13 protein-coding genes are annotated in these 20,060 nt (G+C 64.2%); 4 read left to right on the top strand and 9 right to left on the bottom strand.

What is annotated here, in order from left to right; translation table 11 throughout:
• Nucleotide 1: 1 nt before the first annotated feature.
• From DM374_RS20130 to DM374_RS20170, 9 genes are all read right to left on the bottom strand, one after another.
• Entirely contained in the window at nt 2-1,651 is a 1,650-nt protein-coding gene (locus DM374_RS20130; RefSeq protein ID WP_110971472.1) for a class I adenylate-forming enzyme family protein, read from the bottom strand.
• Nucleotides 1,648-3,450 (bottom strand): CoA transferase, encoded by a 1,803-nt coding sequence (locus tag DM374_RS20135; RefSeq protein WP_110971473.1) that lies wholly within the window; start codon nt 3,448-3,450, stop codon nt 1,648-1,650. The genes DM374_RS20130 and DM374_RS20135 overlap by 4 nt, the downstream gene beginning before the upstream one ends.
• A gap of 93 nt (nt 3,451-3,543) precedes the next feature.
• Complete coding sequence (locus DM374_RS20140) at nt 3,544-3,816, bottom strand: MoaD/ThiS family protein (protein WP_095155961.1); 273 nt, start codon at nt 3,814-3,816, stop codon at nt 3,544-3,546.
• Nucleotides 3,817-3,867: 51 nt separating this feature from the next.
• Nucleotides 3,868-4,278 carry a Mov34/MPN/PAD-1 family protein gene (locus DM374_RS20145; RefSeq protein ID WP_110971474.1) on the bottom strand — a complete coding sequence of 137 codons (411 nt, stop codon included), beginning with the start codon at nt 4,276-4,278 and terminating at the stop codon, nt 3,868-3,870.
• Nucleotides 4,279-4,288: 10 nt separating this feature from the next.
• Nucleotides 4,289-5,461, bottom strand: a complete 1,173-nt coding sequence (gene moeB / locus DM374_RS20150; protein WP_110971475.1) for a molybdopterin-synthase adenylyltransferase MoeB — start codon at nt 5,459-5,461, stop codon at nt 4,289-4,291.
• 216 nt (nt 5,462-5,677) lie between these two features.
• Nucleotides 5,678-8,197 carry an aminotransferase class III-fold pyridoxal phosphate-dependent enzyme gene (locus tag DM374_RS20155; RefSeq protein ID WP_110971476.1) on the bottom strand — a complete coding sequence of 840 codons (2,520 nt, stop codon included), beginning with the start codon at nt 8,195-8,197 and terminating at the stop codon, nt 5,678-5,680.
• Nucleotides 8,197-10,569: a decarboxylase gene (locus DM374_RS20160; protein WP_110971477.1), complete on the bottom strand. Its 2,373-nt coding sequence runs from the start codon at nt 10,567-10,569 to the stop codon at nt 8,197-8,199. The genes DM374_RS20155 and DM374_RS20160 overlap by 1 nt, the downstream gene beginning before the upstream one ends.
• A complete protein-coding gene (locus DM374_RS20165; protein ID WP_110971478.1) occupies nt 10,566-11,846 on the bottom strand; it encodes an MFS transporter in 1,281 nt (426 codons plus the stop codon). Before DM374_RS20165 ends, DM374_RS20160 begins: the two co-directional genes overlap by 4 nt.
• 4 nt (nt 11,847-11,850) lie before the next feature.
• A complete protein-coding gene (locus tag DM374_RS20170; RefSeq protein WP_177431584.1) occupies nt 11,851-12,912 on the bottom strand; it encodes a class I SAM-dependent methyltransferase in 1,062 nt (353 codons plus the stop codon).
• Nucleotides 12,913-13,073: 161 nt separating this feature from the next.
• Here DM374_RS20170 and DM374_RS20175 point away from each other — a divergent pair, with 161 nt between their 5' ends.
• From DM374_RS20175 to DM374_RS20190, 4 genes are all read left to right on the top strand, one after another.
• Nucleotides 13,074-14,036, top strand: coding sequence for a helix-turn-helix transcriptional regulator (locus DM374_RS20175; RefSeq protein WP_225422546.1), 963 nt, complete (start codon nt 13,074-13,076; stop codon nt 14,034-14,036).
• 348 nt (nt 14,037-14,384) lie between these two features.
• Entirely contained in the window at nt 14,385-17,510 is a 3,126-nt protein-coding gene (locus DM374_RS20180; protein WP_225422547.1) for a TonB-dependent receptor domain-containing protein, read from the top strand.
• Between the two features lie 71 nt (nt 17,511-17,581).
• On the top strand, nt 17,582-18,418 hold the full coding sequence (locus tag DM374_RS20185) for a Slam-dependent surface lipoprotein (RefSeq protein ID WP_110971480.1): 837 nt from the start codon (nt 17,582-17,584) through the stop codon (nt 18,416-18,418).
• A gap of 75 nt (nt 18,419-18,493) precedes the next feature.
• Nucleotides 18,494-19,987: a surface lipoprotein assembly modifier gene (locus DM374_RS20190; protein ID WP_110971481.1), complete on the top strand. Its 1,494-nt coding sequence runs from the start codon at nt 18,494-18,496 to the stop codon at nt 19,985-19,987.
• The last annotated feature ends 73 nt before the right edge of the window (nt 19,988-20,060 follow it).

Raw genomic sequence — 20,060 nt, forward strand, 5'->3', positions numbered from 1 at the left:
CTCAGCCCACCTGCCGGACAGGTTCGCCGAGGCCGGCGGCATCCGCGGCGAGGGCACGTTTGTCGACCTTGCCCGCCGGGGTGAGCGGCAGGTGGCGATAGAAGCGCAGGTATTCCGGCAGCTTGTTGACCTCCAGGCCCTGCTCGCGCAGGAAGCCGGTGATGTCCTCCAGGGCGAATTTCGCCGCCCCTTCGCGCAGCGTCACGCACAGGCACACGCGCTGGCCGAGGTCCGCGTCGGGTACGGGAACGCACGCCACGGTGACCACATCCGGGTGGCCCATCACCAGGCCCTCGATCTGCACCGGGCTGATGTTGGCGCCGCCGCGAATGATGATGTCCTTCTTGCGGCCGGCCAGCACCAGGTAGCCCTGCTGGTCGATAAAGCCCAGGTCGCCGGTCTTCACCCAGCCTTCGGCGTCGCGGTAGCGTTCGTCCAGCTCGGGGGCGTTGACGTACTGCATCGGGCTCAGTGGCCCGCGCGCGGTGATTTCACCGACATCGCCGTGGGGCAGTTCCCGGCCCAGGTCATCAATGATGCGGATCTCGCACACCGCCGGGTTGGGTTTGCCGACGCTGCCCAGCACCACGTCGATCGGGTCGTCCAGGGTGTTGTGGCAGTTCACGCCATCGGCCGAGCCGTACAGGCTGATGAAGCCGCAACCGAAGTGTTCGGTGCAGCGCAGCACGGTGGCTTCGTCGATCACCGAGCCGCCGCAGATCAGGCCGCGCAGGCTCGACTTGTCGATATCGGCCAGGGCCGGTTCGGCAGCGATGCGCTGGAGCATGGTCGGCACGCCGAGAATGAACGTCGGGCGCAGTTGCTCGATGGCCTTGATCGCCTCGCCGACGTCGAACCGCGGCAGCACCACCAGCGAACCGCCCAGCCAGCAGAGGACGCCGAAAGTGGCGGTGGAGCCGAACGACGAGCCCAGCGGCACCAGGTACAGACCACGGAATTCGGCACCGTCGTCACTGATGCGTTGCAGGAAGCGGCCACGGCCACCGACCAGCGCATTGTGCGAATAGGCGACGAGCTTGGGCTCCGATTCAGTACCGGACGACACCAGCAGGCGCACCGGAGAATTGGGGCAGACCTTGGGCAGGCTGGCGCTGTCGATGGGGGCGGCGTCGAGCAGCGCGTCGAGGGTCGACCAGCCCGCGCGGGGCTCGCCATCGACAATCAGGATGCGCAGCGAGAGCAAGGTCGGGCGCAGCGACTCGATGACTTCGCACAGGTCTATGCCGGCGTATTCCTGGGGCACGATCACTGCGCGGGCGTCGCAACGGCGCACCAGCGACTGGATGTCGAGCTTGCCGCGCCCCGGCGGGAACGGCGCCACCACAGCGCCCAGCGCAGCCACGGCGAGGTCGACGGCGCAGCAGCGCCAGTGGTTGCTCAACTGATAGGCGACCACATCGCCGGCGACGATGCCTGCCTGGCGCAGGCTGGCGGCCATGCGCAGGGCGGCGTCGAGCAGTTGCGCGTAGCTGACGTTGCCGTCCGGCGACAGCACCGCGGCTTTGTCCGGCGCTTGTGCGGCGCGTTGGCGAAACAGACTGAACACATCCTGGTTGGGATAGCTGCCGTCTTCGCTCCAGCGGCGGCGGGTGTGCAGGGGGACCAGGTCAACGATTCCGGCAGTATTCATAGGAAACTCCACGGTGATTGAACAGAGCGGTAGGCGCGTTGGGTAAGGCTCGGGGCCACGCGCGGGTCGGCGGCGAGCAGGGTGAGGTCTTCATGGGCGACGCTGGCGGGAATGCCGGCCCGCAGGCAGGCGTCCACCCAGTGTTCGCTGCCGTGCTCGGCCAGGTGTGTCTGCAGGCGGAGCGGGTCGGCATCGCCGCCCAGCAACCGGGTCAGGGCCTGGTGTTGCTGGCGGGTCTGACAGTCGAGGGCGAGCAGGCCGTCGGCGGTGCTGAACAGTCCTTGCAACAGCGTTGGAGAGGGCTGGCCGCAATGACTGTCGAGCAGCAGATCAGCAGCGCCGAGCAAGGAACTGTGCAACTGCGCGCCGTGGCCATGCAGCTCGCGGTCGAGGAGCGCGGCGCAGATGCCTTGGGCACTGATCACTCCGCCCAGCACATCAAGTGCGGTAAACAAGGTGCCGCCACGGGTGCCCGACGCCGAGGCGATGCGGGCCGCCACGCCTGACCAGGCTTGCACGGTGAAATCGGTGCCGGGCGCGTCGATCGAGGCATCGCCCCAGCCGCCGGCGTAGGCGTGGATCAGCGACGGCTGGGTGGCGTGCAGGTCGGCGGCGTCCAGGCGCAATTCGGCGGCTTTGCCGGGTGCCCAGTTGTGCAGGAACACATCGGCGTCCTGGCACAGCGCGTGGATCTGCGCGCGACCGGCGGCGGACTTGATGTCCACCTCGCGCACGTCTTTCAGGTGGTTGAGCGCATCGAAGCGCACCGAGCAGCCATCGGCGCACGGCGGCATATTGCGCAGCGGGTCGCCGCCCGGTGGTTCGAGGCGGATCACTTCGGCGCCGAGCAACGACAGCAGGTGCCCGGCCAGCGGACCCTGGATGCGGCGGCAGGATTCGAGCACGCGAATGCCTTGCAGCGGCAGGCGCCCCGGGACCGCGCGCCGGGCGGGTATGCCGGCCTTGCCACGCTGCAGTTGCCAGGGGTTGGCGGCGCTCGCCGCGTAGTCGCTGTCGGCGCGACGCTGAATCAGACCGCGCACCGGCACCAGCGCCACTCCCGTTTCCAGAGCGATGGCCTGGATCCGCGCCAGCGGCAAGCCGGCCAGGGCATCGAGGCATTCGGACGGCATCGGCGCGACGGCGCGGGCGTAGCGCAACAGGAAGCGCTGCCAGGCCTTGCCGGCGATGACGTCGCTGACTTCCAGGGCGTTCCAGAAGCGCCGCCATGGCTGACTGTCGAGCGTTTCCAGTTCGAACAGCACGCCGTCAGCGGAGACGAACGGCGGCCGGGCCAGAGCGTCATCGGCACCGGGCAGCAGCCGTTCGGCATCTTCCGGTGCGGTAGCGCCGGCCAGGTATTGGCCGATGCTCAACAGCGCGCCGGTGGCCGGTTGCAGCGAGACGGTGGCGAAGTCGCCGCCGCGCAACTGGCCGACCGCTGCGGCCAGGCTGCCTTGCCAGGCGAGCGCGGCATTCAGGGTTGCGAGGTAGTTCACGCCCAGGGCCTGGGGCCTGCCACTGGCGCGGCCGTGCACCGACATGAGGCCGCAGGCGGCCTGGATCGTGAATTCGGTAGACAACTCCAGCGGCAGTGCCGGCAAGCCGGCGAAGCGGGTCTGGAGCGGATGCAAGTCGGGGTGCAGCAATTGCAGGGGCGGGCCTTCGGGGTCACTTTCGGCATGCTGCACACCGAGGCATTCACCCTGGCGCTGCAGGGCTGCGCTCAAGGTCTGCCAGGCGGGCAGGCAGGGGCCGCTGCGCCAGGTGAGTCTGGCGTCATCCAGGATACGGGGCATGGTGGGGCACCTTGGCGTGGGGCGATCGGTCGGAATGCCGGGTTTTCGGTGCGGGCCTTTTCGCGGGTCAGTCCGCGAAAAGGCCGTCGGGGTTCAGCCGCCGGCGACGGCGGGCAGCACGGTCAGCTTGTCGCCCGGCGCGATGGCGGTGGCCAGGCCTTCGGCGAAGCGGATGTCATCGTCGTTGACGTAGATGTTGACGAAGCGGTGCACCTCGTCGGCGTGCACCAGGCGCGCCTTGATCCCGGGGTAGCGGCTGTCGAGGTTGTCGATGATGTGGCGAACCGTCTCGCCCTGGGCTTCGACTTTTTTCTGCCCGTCGGTGAGAGGACGCAGCAGGGTTGGAACCATGACTGAAACCGACATGTGATGCTCCTTTGAGGGGGTGTCCTGGCCGCCGGTCAATGGCGGTCCTGTTCATTCCTGAATGGACAGTTGTTCTTCGAATACCCGGCCTTCGACGATCCGGAAGCTGCGGACCCGGTGCCTGACGTCGGGCCAGGTGGACAGGATCAGGTAGTGCAGCGCGGGGTCCTGGGCGTGGGCGATGTCCTCGCGGCTGGGCCAGGCTTCGCTGGCGGTGTGCGAGTGATAGAGCACGCGGCATTCCTCGTCGCGCTCGTCCAGTTCGCTCCACACCCGTAATTGCTCGCGGGGGTCGAAGCTGAACCAGACTTGCGACGCGGCGTGGTTACGCATCGGGATCACCCGTGCCGCGACCTTTGCCTCGCAGGGCGCAGCGATCAGCCCGCAGGCTTCGATCGGATGCTCCCTGGCCGCCTGGCGCTGGATCTGCTCGAGCGCCGCACGGGTGATGCGCAATGGCATGCCTTGCACCTCAGTAGGTCGGCAGTGCCGGCTCGACGTCACGGACCCAGGCCAGCACACCGCCTTCGAGGTTGCGCACCTTTTCCAGGCCCAGCTTGCGCAGGTCGCTGGATACCGCCTGGGAACGCATGCCCGATTTGCAGGCGATGACCAGTTCGGTGTCATGCCCGAAGCGCGCGACGATCTGGCTGGCGACGTCGGCGGACTTGGGCATCAGCAGGGCGCCGTCGATGCGCACGATGTCCCACTCGGTCTGCTCGCGCACATCGATGATCACCGGTGCCTTGCCGCCGTCCTTGAGCGACTTGAGCTGGAGCGCGCTGATCAGCGGCACGCCGCTGTCGTTCGCTGCCGCTGGCCGGTTGAGGCCGCAGAACGCCTGGTAGTCGGACAGCGCGGTGACCGGCTGGCGGTTGCGCAGGCGGCGGATCGGCAGTTCGCGGTAACTCATTTCCAGGGCGTCGTAGACCATCAGGCGACCGAGCAGCGGGTCACCGATGCCGGTCAGCAGCTTGATCGCTTCGGTGGACATGATCGAGGCGATGGCCGCGCACAACACGCCGAGCACGCCGCCTTCGGAGCAGGACGGCGCCAGTTCCGGCGGTGGTGGCTCCGGGTAGAGATCGCGGTAGTTGAGGCCGCGACCGTCCGGGGCGTTTTCCCAGAACACCGAGGCCTGGCCTTCGAAGCGGAAGATCGAGCCCCACACATAGGGCTTGTCCGCGAGGATGCAGGCGTCGTTGACCAGGTAACGGGTGGCGAAGTTGTCGGTGCCGTCGAGGATCAGGTCATAGCGCGAGAACAGCTCGACGGCCATGTCCGGTTCGAGACGGTCGCTATGGGTGATCACCTTGACCAGCGGGTTGAGGCGGGCGATGGCCTGGCGGGCACTTTCCACCTTGAGCTCGCCCACGCTGTCGACGGTGTGGATCACCTGGCGTTGCAGGTTGGACTCGTCGACCCGATCGAAATCGATCACGCCGAGCGTTCCGATGCCGGCGGCGGCGAGGTACAGCAGGGTCGGCGAACCAAGGCCGCCGGCGCCGATGACCAGCACCTTGGCGTTCTTCAGGCGGCGTTGTCCGGTAACACCCAGGTTGGGGATAAGCAGGTGACGGCTGTAGCGGTTCACTTCCTCGCGCGTAAGCTCGGCACCGGGTTCGACCAGCGGCGGTAAGGTCATATCGCTTTCTTCCATTCAGTAGATACGAACTGGAATTATTTTCAAATGTAACAGGGGAAGTTGCAATCGGGGGAGGCGGAGGATTCGTATGGCAAAGCGCGGAAAAGCTATGAGAACTGCTGGGGCTGGGAGGGCCCTATCGCCGGCAAGCCAGCTCCCACAGTGTCTGTGGCGACGCTGAACCTGTGGGAGCTGGCTTGCCAGCGATAAGGTCACTCAGGACTCGAACGTAGCCAGGTCCTCACAAACCGCAGCGAACGCCCCAAGGAACCGGTCCGCCTCGTCGATACTCACCACCAGCGGCGGCTGGATGCGCATCACCCGGTTGTTGTTGGCGGTGACGAAGGTGAGCACGCCGTGGTCCTCGGAAAGCTTGGTCATCAGGCGCAGCACGAACATGTCTTCGAGGCTCTGCTCCAGCTCTTCCATCGCCGCTTCCAGGTGCCGCCGCGCCGTGCCCGAAAGCATGCGGTAGGTGGCCGCCGCCTGGCCTGGAATGCGCCCGGCCATTTCTCGCACCAGCGCCTCGATGCCGCCGGCCATGCTGTTCTGGAATTCGATGGCGAGCATCAGCCCGCGACCCCGCACGGCCTTGATGAACGGGTAGCGCTCGGCTATTTGCAGCAAGCCCTGTTGCAAGTGCGCGCCGACTTCGGCGGCATTGGCCATCAGGCCGTCCTGTTCCAGCACGTCCAGTGCCGCCAGTGCCGCCGCTGCAGCGAAGTTGCCACCGCCGAAGGTCGAGGTGTGCAGGGCGAAGGTGTCGATGTCGCCATAGGCGCGCTGCCAGACCGCCTCGCGGGAGAGGGTCGCGCCAATCGGCACGAGGCCGCCGGACAGCGATTTGGACAGCACCATGATGTCGGGCGCGACGCCGTCCCATTCACAGGCGAAGAGTTTGCCGGTACGGCCCAGTCCGGTCTGGATCTCGTCGAGAATCCACAGGCAGTCGTACTCGTCGCACAGCGCCCGCACGCCGGCCAGGTAGCCGTCCGGCGGCAGGATCACGCCGCCTTCGCCCTGGATCGGCTCGATGATCAGGGCCGCCACATCGCCCTTGGCCAGGCGCGTGCGCAGGGCGTCGAGGTCGCCGAACGGCAGGCTGTCGCAACGCGGCAGCAGCGGTTCGAACGGCTTGCGGTGCTTGGCCCGGCCAGTCACCGAGAGCGCGCCGAGGGTCTTGCCGTGGTAGCCGTTGTCGCAGTACAGCACGGTGTGTTTGTCGCTGGCGGCGAGGGCCAGTTTGAGCGCCGCTTCCACCGCCTCGGTGCCGGAGTTGCTGAAGAACACCCGCGACAGGCCGCCCGGCGCCAGGTCGGCCAGACGCTTGGCCAGCAGGCTGGCGTGCAGGGGCGCGGAGAGGTACTGGATGAACGTCGGGAACTGTTGCTGCAAATAGCGTTGCAGTGCCGCGCTGATGGCCGGGTGGTTGTGACCGGTGTTGAGGCAGCCGTAGCCGGCGACGAAGTCCAGGTAGCGACGGCCGTCCAGGTCAGTCAGCCAGCAGCCTTCGCCGTGGCTGAACACCCGCTCGATATGGTTGAACTGGTAGAACTCGCGCAGCACCGGGTTGATGTGCTCGCCGAAGCTGTTGAGCACCTCGCGGCGCAGGTTCATCGGGTCGTCCTTGGCATCGCTGGCGCGCACCGGACGCTGGCCGTGGTGATGACGGCGCAGGCGGCCGAAATCGTCGCTGGCGAGGGCTTCACCGTTGCTGGCCATGGGCGAGGGCGTGAAGCCGTGGCGGGCCGCAATAGCACCGATTTCCAGCACCTTGTCCGCCGGCAATTCGCGGCCGATGGAGAATGCTTCGTCGCGGCCTTCCAGCGCCAGGATCATGGTTTCGGCCAGGCAGCCGTTCATGCTGCGCTTGGGTTCCAGGCCCATGGTGCGCATGCCCAGGTGCACCGCCGGGCTGGCCGAGACCAGACCGCCGTCCACCAGCAGGATGTCGCGGCGGGTGTGAGGAACGTCCATCACGTCCTTGGGCAGCGCAGCGTCGATCACCACCGAGCCGGGCAGCAGCCGACGCGGGTCGATCAGGCCGCCGCTGGAGGTGGCGGCGACGAAGAAGCGGACGTTGGCGTAACAGTCTTCGATGCTGTCATGCAGGCTGACTTGCGCGTGGTACTGCGCCGGCAAGTATTCGAGTTGCGCCTCGGCCTGGCGCTGGTTGCCGCGGTGCACCAGACGCAGCCGGCAGCCATGGCCGGCGAGCAGTCGCGCCACCGCCAGGGCGATCGAACCGGGGTAGCCGAGCACCGCCACCTCGGCGTTTTCCGGCGCGACGCCGAGCAGGGTGAGGCTGTCCAGCAGGTTGATGTAGGCGGCGTAGGCGGTCAGCGAATTGCCGGTAGTCACGGCCACGTCGGCCTGTTCCATGGTCGCCAGGCCACGGTTGCCGACAATCGCGGTGAAACCACCCAGGCCGACCAGATCGGCGCCCTCGGCCTTGAGTGAATTGACCCCTTGCAGCACGCGCTCGGCAATGGCCCGGGGCTGGCGCAGCATCTGCTCGGCAGTCAGCGGCATGAACTGCAGGATGCCGGAGCACTCGGCGCCGCAAGCGCTGACGATGCGTCCGAAATCGACGAAGGGCACCAGGTTGCGCTGGCGCCAGCGGGTGCTGTCGTAACCCCAGGCCTGTTCTTCCAGCGTGCGGTCGAGCAGGTCGACCAGCTTGACCTGATGCAACAGGCCGGTGGAGGTGGGGTGGGCAATGAATCCGAATTTCATCAGTGGCTCTCTGCGTTGAGGCGGCTCCAGGCCGTTTCGGAGACGAGGCTCAAGCCGTCGCCCTCCGAGTTGTGGCCCAGCCAGACGTCGAAGAAGTTGAGGCGGCCAGGCGCGGTGAGGGCCTGGCGCAGGGTGTCGGGGCAGAACGCGAGCAGGCGCGCGCGGCAGATGCTGATCGGGCCGAAGGGCTGTTCTTCCCAGACCGGCCCGCCGTTCAGCGGCACGTTGACCTGCGCCGCGCCGTGGCAGGCGTAGCGCTTGTCCAGATAGGTCTGGATCATCGACAGCACGCCGTTGGAGAGGTACAGCACGGTGACGTTGCGCTGGGCGGCGTCCGCCGTGCTGGCCAGGCACATGGCCAGGCGCTGCTCGATGTCCGGCACCAATGCGCGGGCGCCGTCGCCGATGAACGCCAGCACATGCTGACTGTTGTTCAGGGCGATGTAGGGCAGTGACATCAGCGCGTCACCCATCAGCGCGCGGCCATACCAGCCGGAGAAGCCGGCGTCGGTACGCGGCAGGTTGCGCATGGCCGAGATGCTGCAACGGCCGACGTCGTAGACACCGGTGTAGCGATAACCATCGCGCTCGATCAGTTCGGCGAGCAGCAGGCCGAGGCGATGGAAGAAGAAGTTCGGCGTCATCGGCAGGGTTTCGACCTGATCGCTCGGCAGCGCCTCGCGGGTGCGCTGTAGCCGCTGCAAGCGCTCGCGGCGCGCCTGCAACAAGGGCGGCGGCACGTTCAGGCGCGGCTCCAGATAGTCCAGCACCGTGGCCAGTGGCAGTTCCAGCGCCACTTCGGTGAAGGGCGAGATGTGTTCGCGGCGGCGGTTGATCTGGACGATGTGGAACAGGCGCTTGAGCCGGCCTTCGGAGTAGGGCGTGGCCGACTGGTCGATCTTGCTCTTGAGGAAGAACAGCCAGGGTTTGCCTTCGTCGGCGTCCGGCTGTTCGAGGAAGGCGTGGATGCGCCGGCTGAAGCCGTACATCGACAGCGGGCCAAGGTAGTTGAGTACCGGTTCCTGGTCCTGATAGGCGCTCACGCTGCCCGGCGCGATGATGCTGTCGGCCAGCGCCACGCCGCAGCGTTTGGCCAGGGCCATGACGCGCTCGCGTTCCTGATCGGTGAGCCGGCCGCACTGCCAGAGGATGCGCGCAGGTTCGTGGTTGAGCACTTCCAGCACCCCGTCGAGGGCGGCGCGCTGGTTGTCGTCGAGTTCGCTCGCGACGGCGGGTTGCGGCGCTGTCGACTCTCTCGGACCGGTCTCGACCCGCGATTCCAATACCGCCTGGGTGGCGAACAGGAAGGTGGGCGCGGGCGTGGCATCGAGCGCGGCGAAGGCGGATTCGACGCTTTCCCGGGACTCGTCAGGACGGCGGATAAACCGCTGCCACAGGCCGCGGGCGGCAATCACCTGATGACCGTCGTTGTCGCAATCGAGGCTGCCCTGGAAGGCGAACCAGACCGACTCGGGCGAGTCGGCGCAGATCACCAGTCCCGGTGCGCCAGCACGCTTGAGGTTGGCCAGGGTGCCGCGCAGTTCATCGAGCATGCCCGAGGTCATGACGATCACATAAGCGCGGCGGTACAACTGCCAGCCGGCCAGCGCGCTGACCGCCAGGGCGTGCTCGTTGCTGGCGGTGTGGAAACCGCGACCGCTGCCGCGTAACAGCGCGCCCATGGAGTCGAGGAAACCCGCGACCATGGAACCGGTGAAGAAGTGGCAATCCCAATGCTCGCCCCAGCGCGCGTCCATGCGCTGCTGGATGTCTCGCGCCAGCGCCACCGGCTCGCTGGACTGTAGCGTCGTGCGGGCCAGCAGGCGGTTGAAGTAGGCGTGTTCCAGGTGATCGACGAACAGGCGCAGCAGGTCGGCGCGGCGCAAGGTTTGCGTCGGATGCGGCACCCGCACCAGGCGGTTGCCACCGAGGCGCAGCAACCAGTGTTGCAGGTGCTCCTCGTCACATAGCAGCAGCGCCGAGCTGGGAGACCGCTTGGCTTCGGGCTGGGCGGCGAGCAGTTCCACCAGCGGATCGCTGTCGGGTTGAGCGTGCAGGTGGCGGGTGTCGAACAGCACGTAATCGCTTTCGCTGCTGGCGGTGGCCAGTGCCACGCTGGCGTCGGCGGCGGTATCGAACACCCGCAGGTCGAGATACAGGTCGTGACCCTGGGCGTGTTCGCGCACATAGGCTTCGGCTTGTCCGGCCACCTGCCGGTACAGGCACTGCGAATCGCTGTCCGGCCAGTGCTGGCTGTGCAGCGAAGTTTCATGGCCCAACCAGTGGTTGAGCCGGTCAAGCACTGCTTGCACATCCTCCTGCAGCGCGCGATTGCGGCTGACCAGGCAGATGCCGACGATACGCGGCTTCATGCTTTGCCCTCGGTAACGATGGGGATCACGCCGGCAGTGGCGTGGCGTTCATTGACCAGCAATGCTTCGGCACTGCCGGCGATGCTGTGGCGTACCCGCCAGGCCAGCAGCAGCGCCAGCAGCAGGCCGGTGCTGAGGCAGGCGAGCATGCCGGCGTGGCCGAGGCGGTCCAGCAGCAGCCCGGCAGCCACCGGAGCGGCCAGGCGGGTGATGACGAACAGGCTCGATTGCAGGCCATAGTCGCTGGCGGTGCGCTGGCGCCGGCTGAAGAACAGCGTCAGGCCGAACATCAAGGCCGACACCGCGCCCATGCTCGCCGCCAGGCACAACGCGCTGGCGATCAACCAGGCCGGGCCCAGTCGCAGCCACACAGTGACGGTCAGCAGCACCAGCGCCAGCAGGGCGGCGAACAGGTACAGCAGGATCGCCCGCGCAGTGCCGAGCACGCTGAGCAAACGACCGCCGAGCAAGCTGAACACGGCGCCGGTAGCACCGCCGGCGATGCCGACGATCCAGGCCACTTCCTGCATCGGCATGCCCTGGTCGAGCAGCAGAGGTTTCAGGTACAGCCAGGCCGCGCCGATGAATGGGAAGGCGGTCAGCAGCAGCCAGGTCCATTGGCGCGCCGCCGGTTGGCTGAAGAAACTCATCCAGTCGGCGACGAAGCCGGACGGCGCCGCCGACGCGGGTTCCGCCGGTTGCGGCCGTCGACGCAGGACCAGCAGCGGTACCACGCCAATCACCAGTGCCACGCCCATGATCAAGAACGGTGCCTGCCAGCCCAGTCGGGCCTGAATCAGCAGCATGGCGCCGCCACCGACGATCGCCCCGAGGAACAGCGCCGCCGAGCGAATGCTGCCGGCGCGCAACTGTTCGCTGCGCGGCAGCCACTGCACCGCGAGGGCGTTGAGCGGGATGTCCATCCAGGTGGCGATGATGCTGATGGCGAAGGTCATGACGAACAGCGGCATGCGCTGCTCGATCAGGTTCTGTCGACCGATCAGCCAGTACAGCACCAGCAGCGCCGCGCCGAGCAGCAACATCCAGTGGACCAGATGGCCCTTGCCCAGACGCACCCGTTGCACCGGCACGGCCAGCAGGAATTTGAACACCGCCGGCAACCCGGCGAGCTGGAACAGGCCGATTTCGGTGCCGCTCCAGCCGTACTGGCGCATGACCAGCGGCATGCCGAACATCAGGTAGATGCTGGGTACGGCCAGCACCAGGTTGAGCCAGCCAAACAACAATTGCAGGCCGGCGATTCGCGTGCGGTCCATCGAGTTATCCCTGAGGTTTGCGAGCGATGACGGCGTTGACCGGGGTTACCGGGAAGCGCAGTCCGTTGAGTTGTTGCACGGCCCTGAAGCCAATGCCTTCGAGCGTGCGCGCCAGTTCACCTTCGGCGAGCACGTGGCGGCCTTGCAGGCGCATGTGCAGGTAATAAGGCAGCACCTGCGCGGCGGCCTGGCGTTCGTCGGGTACTTCGGCCTGGCAACACAGCAGCACGCCACCGGGACGCAAGGCGGCGAACAGGCGATGCAGGGTGTCGGGCAGGTTGTGGACGAAATGCAGCACCGACGAACACCAGATGAGGTCGTAGCCGCTGCCGAAATCGTCGTCGTTGAGGTCGCCGCCGATGGCTTTCAGGCGCTGCGCGAGCCCGGCTGAGGCGATGTTTTCGCGGGCCACTTCGGCGGCCAGCGGGTATTCGAAAACCACGCCTTCGAGGGCGGGCAGGCGCTCGGCCAGGGCAATCGCCACCAGGCCGGGACCGCCGCCGAGGTCCAGCAGACGTTCCAGGTGTTGGGCTTCGGGCAGGCTTTCGACCAGCGCGCAGGCCACGTCGCGGGTGACGGCGCGTTGTTCCTGGGCGATCTGCAGGCGGGCGGCGTCGGCCCAGCCCTTGGCCATTGCCGCAGAAGCCATGGGCGGGCGCGGCACGCCGTTGCGCAGGTAGTCGCCGAGCTGGGCGCCGGTCTGGCGCATGACCCGGTGCCGAAACAGCAGGGCATCGCCGCAGTAGGCGTTGGCCTCGGCACGCAGGTACAGGTCGGCCAGCGGCAGGTTGTGGTAACGCGGGGGATGCTGGCTGTCGCGTTCGAGCAGGCCCAGGCTCCACAGCAATTCGAGGAGGTAGCCGGTACTGGCGGCGTCCAGCTCAAGGGTGTCGGCCAGCACAGGCGCGCTGACCGGCGCGACCAGATGATCGAACAGCGCACATTCAAGCGCGACCTGCAGGGCATCGGCGCCGAGCCCGGCGAGTTGCAGGTCCCAGCACGACTGCAGGGGATGGGTGCTGTTCAGATCCTGGTGAGGCTGATCGAGGTTGGCACGTTGAGGCACGGTAACTCCCTGTACTTGGCCGCCTTGTTCATAACGAAACAAGCCGTGGCCGAATCACTGAAAAAGGTGATATATATTAAATGAGAATCATTAATGTTAAGTATGCGAGCCGGAGCCGTTCCTATGCGAAGCGCCGCTCGCATGGCCGCAGGGATGTCGTCATGAGCACAATGAAAGGGAGTTGCCGTCTCGGCCTGGATCATCCCAGGCACCGTTCGGTCCAGGCGGACGGTCGTTTGCGCATGCAACTGTCCGAGGACCTCGGCCAGTGCTATTCGGAGCTATTGCAGCTCGAACAAGGTTTATCGCTGGGGCGTTTGCACTATCACCCCGTACGGACCCTGATCGAAGAAACCTGCGGCCCGCATGACGGCCATGTGATGGTCGTGACCATCGGGCTGCAGGGGAAATCCGGTTTTCTCGGCCAGGACGGCAGCAACCTGGCCTTCGATGCTGGCCACACGACCATCACCGCGTTCCGCGCCACGCCTGGCGAGCGCCGCTATCAAGCCCACGAGACCGCTTCGCAACTGCGCGTGGTGATCGACCAGCCGACCCTCTGCAAGTACGTCGGCGAGGAACGCGCCGCGCAGGTGCTGGGCAGCGGCCGCTTGAACCGGCTCGATTACCGCGCCAGTTCCAAGGCTGCACAGGCCCACGCGGCGGCATTGGTGCGCTACCTGCAACCCGGTGTGCTCAATCCGTCCAACCGGCTGGACTTGCACATCCATACCCTCAGCCTGCTGTCGGAGCAGTTCAACCTGCTGGCGCCGCAAGACAGCACCGCGTCGCCGCTGGGCAGCAGTGACATCGAACGCATCGAGCGGGCCCGTAATCTCCTCTGCGAGCAGCTACACACGCCGCTGACGGTGGAGTACCTCGCCACGGCTGTCGGCATGAACGAGCACAAGCTCAAGGAAGGCTTCCGCTACCTCTTCGACACTACGCCCGCGCGCATGCTGCTCGACCTGCGGATGCGCAAAGCCATGACGCTGCTCGAGTCCGGCCAGCAGGTCGCCCAGGCGGCGTGGCAGGTCGGGTACAAGTATCCGAACAATTTCACCGTGGCATTCACCCGCTATTTCGGGCGTGCGCCGAAGTCGATCTTCGGCAAGAAACGCTAGGCTCTGCACGAAATGCATCCGAACTCGGCCATGCTGCGTTGAAAACAGGCTCGTGCGCGAGCCCGGTCGGAATGCTCATTTACAACCAGTAAACGTCGAGCGCGACCCCGGCCGTTCCTCGCCTGTTTTCGCCTTGCCTGGCCTTCGCTCGAATACATTTCATACAGAGCCTAAGCCCCCTCCGGGAGCGGACTTCTCCGCTCCCTGCCTGCCCGCATAGAAATTTCTGTTTCTCGCATATGAATCTAAACGAGATTCATTCGCTTTTGTCGGTAGTATCACCTCGCCGCCGCAGAGTGGCCATGTATCTGCCATCTACCACCGACAATGACAACGACAGGTTTCGCCATGCTCTCGCCCGTACCCACACCTTCGTCCCTGCCACTCAAGCCCCTGGTCTGGTCGATCACCCTGGCGCTTTCCAGCGCCGCCGTCTTTGCCGAAGAGCAGACCTCGGTACCGAACATGGGGCCGGTGGAGATCGAACTGCCTGCTGGTTATGAGGAAGCGATGAGCAAGCCGGGGACTTCGCAGCGGGGGCTGGAGGTGCTGGAGGCGCAGGAAGTGAAGGCGGAATGGGAAGACCGCGATGAGAAGGGGCAAAGCGACGTCTACCGCAAGGATGTCTCAAGCGTTTACGCCGGCAAGGAAGAGCTGGAACGCTACAAGGGCACCTCAGTATCCGACGTGTTCAGCGGCATGAATGGCGTCTACAGCGGCGATGCGCGCAACAGCGGGGCGCTGGACCCGAACATCCGCGGCATTCAGGGCGAAGGGCGAATTCCGGTGACGGTCGATGGCACCGAGCAGGCGATGTCGGTGTGGCAAGGCTCGGGCGGTATCTCCAACCGCAACTATGTCGACCCGAACATGATCGGCAGCATCTCGGTGGAGAAGGGGCCTTCCGTTACCGCCGGGGTCAAGAGCGGCATTGGCGGCTCGGTGCAGATCAAGACCCTCGATGTCGACGATATCGTCAAGCCTGGGCAGCCCTGGGGCATCGAGATCAAGACCGAGACCGCGAGCAACTCAGTCTCGCCCGAGGATTCTGGCTCCGGTCTCTTTGGTCAGGACTATCACGATGTTCCCGGCGCAGTCGTGAGCTATGACGGCGTCGTCGGCTTCACCCTGCCAAATGGCGGGCGTGTTACCCCGCGCAAGGGGTCGGGCGGGACCGACTTCAATTTCGATGACAACGCTTTCCGCATTGCGGCAGGTACCCGTCAGGAAGATTTCGATTTGCTCGCGGCCTACAGCTACCGGCGCAAGGGCAATTACTACAGCGGCAAGGGCGGCAGCCAGCGGTACGAGACCGAGGGCTGGCTGGACAAGGCCAAGGCTGAAAGTAACCAAAGCGTACCGGGAGCCGGAACGTCCTACGTCGCCAAGTTGTATCACCCCGGTTACGAGGTGACCAATACCTCAAGCGACATGCGCACCACACTGCTCAAGGGCACCTGGTACCTGCCTGACCAGCAGAGCCTGAAGCTGTCCTACATGCACAGTGATATCGAATATGGCGAGAGCTCGCCTTTCGTCAACAGCTTCACATCCTTTCTGGGGCTCGACGCTGACTTGAACGTCGGCATCCAGTTCCCCTACTCGGAGGTGAAGCAGGACACTTGGTCGCTGAACTATGTCTGGAATCCCGAAGACAACGACCTGATCAACCTCCAGGCCGGTGTCTGGATGACCAAGAATGACACCCGGCGTTACCAGACTGGCGATTCGCTGTATGGCGCCGCCGCGACAGGCTTTGACCGAGACATTGCCTGGGATAACTGGGTGCAATGCCAGTACGCGAACAATCCCGCTTCGTGTGCGATTGCGCCTTCTACCCAGCCGACGCCCATGGCTAATGACGATGGTCGATTCACCATTTTTGCCAGGTCGAAGCAGGTATCACAGCACGATCGTTGGGGGGTGAACCTGGGTAACCGCATGGCCCTCAGCGATACCTTCAACCTGACAGTGGCTGGCGATTTCAGCCACGAGAAACTGGATGAAAGCTACGCCGCTCCAGAGATGATGGGTAACGCGATTGTCTGGGCGACCAGTCGCCTCGGTCCACGCAGCGGCAACCGGCAGCAGTACAACTTCAGCTTCAACAATGAATGGACAGCCATGCCCTGGCTGGTGGTCAACGTCGGGGCGCGGTACAGCGACTACAACTCGTTCGATGAGGGGCTGGCCAAGCACCGGGAGAATCGTGACAGCGGTTGGTCAGTGAGTGAGCAGGTCACCACAGGACAAACATTTACCTATCGACGGCTGATGACCGATGAGGAAGCCGCTTCGCTTGAACAGGGCGTGCGTGACGAAGTCGAGTCGTGGGGGCTTCCTCAGGAGGATGTCGAGGAAATGATTGCCAGTGAGACGGAGGGTTATCGTGTCAATGGCCTGTATTACACAATTGGTGAGAAATTCACCGCCGCGTACGATGGTTTCAAGATCGACAAGTCGACCAACCAGTTTCTCAACGGCACGATAGATCTGAATGAAACGGTGGCTAACCCGCAGGGTACGACAGGCTCCGCCAGTCGTTACATCCAACCCGAAAGGAGAGGTCTGGTCACTGCCGCTACTACTTCGGAAGACAAGTGGGAGAAGCCCGAGAAGCGCCGGGATCATGCCTGGACGCCCATGGCAGGGCTCACTTTCCTGCTTACCGAACATGCCCGGGTTTATCTGCGTTACAGCGAATTCGTTCGTTTTCCAACGCTTTATGAAGATACTCAGTCGGGAACTCTATACGGTCGAAGTTCAAATTCGGCAATGGAGCCGGAGCATGCTTATAACTGGGAGGTCGGCTATGTTCATGACTTGCGCAGCTTTGTTCCGGACTGGCGTCACGCCGATTTCCGTATCAACTACTACAATAATGAGATTCGCGACTATATAGATCGAGACGCCAGTTATAACATTGTTCAGTTTGACAAGAAAACGTATTCCGGTATTGAGTTGCAGACCCGTACCGACACGGGTCGCTATTTCAGTAACTTCGGCGTCAGCTACCGGCTTGAGCAGAAACTGTGTGACGAAGATTACGCCGCCACCTATGACCCGATCTATAACAAGGCCATCAACAGCTGTGTGACAGGTGGCTTTCCGTCAACCCTGTCCCGGACCAGCCTGCAACCCAAGTACTCGATCAATCTCGACGGCGGTGTGCGTCTCTTCAACGAGTCACTCGAGCTGGGCGGGCGAATGGTTTATCACAGCAGCGCCGAAAACAAGGAAGAAGCCAAGTGGATCACCAGTGGCGTCAACGGCGCGGAAGCATTCGGCCGACCTTATCGCTGGCATCCGATCTGGGTATTCGATGCCTTTGCAAGTTACAAGTTGACTGAAAATATCGATGTCGATTTTGGTGTCAATAACATCACTAATCGTTATTACATAGATCCTTTGGCCCGGGCAATGCTACCGGCGCCGGGACGCACAATGAAGATGGGTCTTACTGCCCGATTCTAATAAAGAAATAAATCCGATTTTTTGCTGTTTTTATTAAAAACAGTGTTTTTTCAACTATCCAAGGAGGTTCCATGAAAAAGCTGTTTGTTCTTTCCGCACTGTCCCTGATGGCGTCCACTAGCTTCGCTGCGACTGTTTCCGGTGGTTCGTCCAGTGGTTATGTCACTGCCACAGCGTCCAACATGCTCGCTTTAAACACTGCTGGCATTGCCATGCCGACCAGCGTTGGCGGTACTGCGGATACTTCGAAGGTGGTGAGCTTCGCAGCGGGCCCGATTGCCCAAACTAACGGGCTCATCGCTACTCCGGGTACCGGTTCGGCGATCATCACCCAGGCCCACCCGGTTACCGGCACTCCATACAATGTCTCCGAGACGTGGAAAAACACCTTCGCCTACAACACCAACGTCTACGCCTACCGCCAGATCGACAACCCGCTGCCGAACTTCCCGCAGTTTGGCGGTGAAGTCATCGCCAAGGTTTCCGGTTCCGAGGTGTATTTCGGTGAATGGGCTCCACGCAAGACCGGCACCCAGCCACTCAACAGCACTGACCTGAACCTGTCCAGCGCAGACCGCACCGTGTGGTTCGTCGGCGAAAACCCGACCACCAGCATGCCAACCCTGGTCAACGCCAAGTACAACGTGGTCGGCATCAACCAGTACAACCCGGGCACCGGCGCAGGTGTCACCTCGGGCGTGCTGACCGCCAACTACGGTTCTGGCAGCGGCACCCTGACCGGTACCGTGGGTTCGCTCAGCTTCGCCGGTACTACCATCGCCTCGAACGGCTCGTTCGCCCGTGGCACCAACATCCAAGGCCAGTTCTACGGCGCCAACGCCGAGGCCCTGGCAGGTATCTACACCACTACCACCACCAAAGTCGCCTTCGGCGGCGCCAAGCAGTAACACCCGCGTGTCATTGGAGGAGGGAGCTTCGGCTCCCCCTTCCGACCTCTTTCTTTCTGTCCCGGAACGATCACCATGCTGCCGTCCATGCGGGGGCGCGTTGCCCTGCTGTGTTTCTCTGCCCTGTGTTCCACCGCGCTGCTGGCCGACGATGACGACACCCGTCTGCTGCTGAACAAGATCGACCGCACCGCCGAGGCGCGCGAGCGGGCCAATCTTGGCGCGCCGGATCCGGCCGAGAACGATGCTTCGCTGATCACCATCGAGGGGCAGACCTACAACGTACAGAACACCCTCGAAGACCTGGGGCCGGCCATCTACGTCTCCATCAACCTGCAGCAGTGGGGCAAGGTGCGCCAGTTCGTCGAGCGCTACCGCCAACTGCCTGATCATGAGCCGGCACTGATTGAAATGGCCGAGGGGCTGATCGCCCGCAGCGACCGCCAGTACAAGCAGGCCATCGCACATCTGCGCAGGGCCGATGAGCTACAGCCAGGTTTCGTCCGTGCTCGCCTGGAGTTGGCGCGCACGCTGTTCGAAGACAATCAGACCGGTGAAGCTGAAGCGCTGTTTCGCGAGGTCGCCGCTACCGATGTGCCCGAGCAGGTCCTGAGCGTGCTGGGCGAGTACCACAAGGGTATCGACCTGCGCCGCGAATGGCATGGGTCGGCGTCGCTGGGCTTCGGTTACAACAGCAACATCAACCAGGGCAATGGCATGACCACCAGCACCCAGGTCTGCACGATCTTCTTCGAGTGCTTCGACTACAGCCGGCAGATGCCCAAGCCGATCACGTCATCCAGCCTGGTTTATGACATGGCCGCCGAGCGCCGTTTCCAGATCGCCGGCAACCACCATCTGATGGTGCGCGGCCTCAGCTACGGCAACACCTACGACAAGCATGGCGATGATGGCGAAACAAAGACCTGGTACGACGACAACACCTCGGTGCTGTACGCCGGCTACAGCTTCCAGAGCGCGCTGAACGATGTATCGCTCACGCCGCTGTTCGAGAATTACTACAACGACCATCACACCAAGTACCAGGCCAGCGGCGTGCGCGGGGAGTGGAAGCACAACCTGACCAACCGGCTGCAGGTCGGCCTGCAGGCTCAGCACAAGCACTTCCGCTTCCAGGGCGAACAGCGCGAGTACTTCGATGATTACGACGAGCGTCAGGTCGGCACCTCGCTGTCGTACATGCTCGATCCGCGCACCCTGGTATTCGGCGGCGTCACCTACACCCGGCGCAGCCAGGACGCCGATACCGCCAGCAATCGCGAGTACATGGGCAGCCTGGGTGCGTATCACAGCTTCGAACTGGGGGTTAACGTGAGCGTGGTCGGCTTGTACCGCACCACCCGCTACGATGCGCCGGACGTTTTCCTCGGCGGCCTGCGCAAGGACCGCCAGCAGATCTACATCGCCAACCTGAGCATGCCGCGTTTCGCGTTCGCCGGGGTGGTGCCGAATCTCTACATGAAACGCACGGTCACCGACAGCAGCATCGACTGGGCCTATGCCTACCGGCAGACCGAAGTAGCGCTGAAATTCGAGAAGACGTTCTAGGAGGGTAGGGGCCTCGGCGAGATCCGAGGCCAAATCGCAGGCATAAAAAAACCCGCTTTCGCGGGTTTCTTTG

The organism is Pseudomonas huaxiensis (assembly GCF_003231275.1).
In the GTDB taxonomy this organism is placed as follows: Bacteria; Pseudomonadota; Gammaproteobacteria; order Pseudomonadales; family Pseudomonadaceae; genus Aquipseudomonas; species Aquipseudomonas huaxiensis.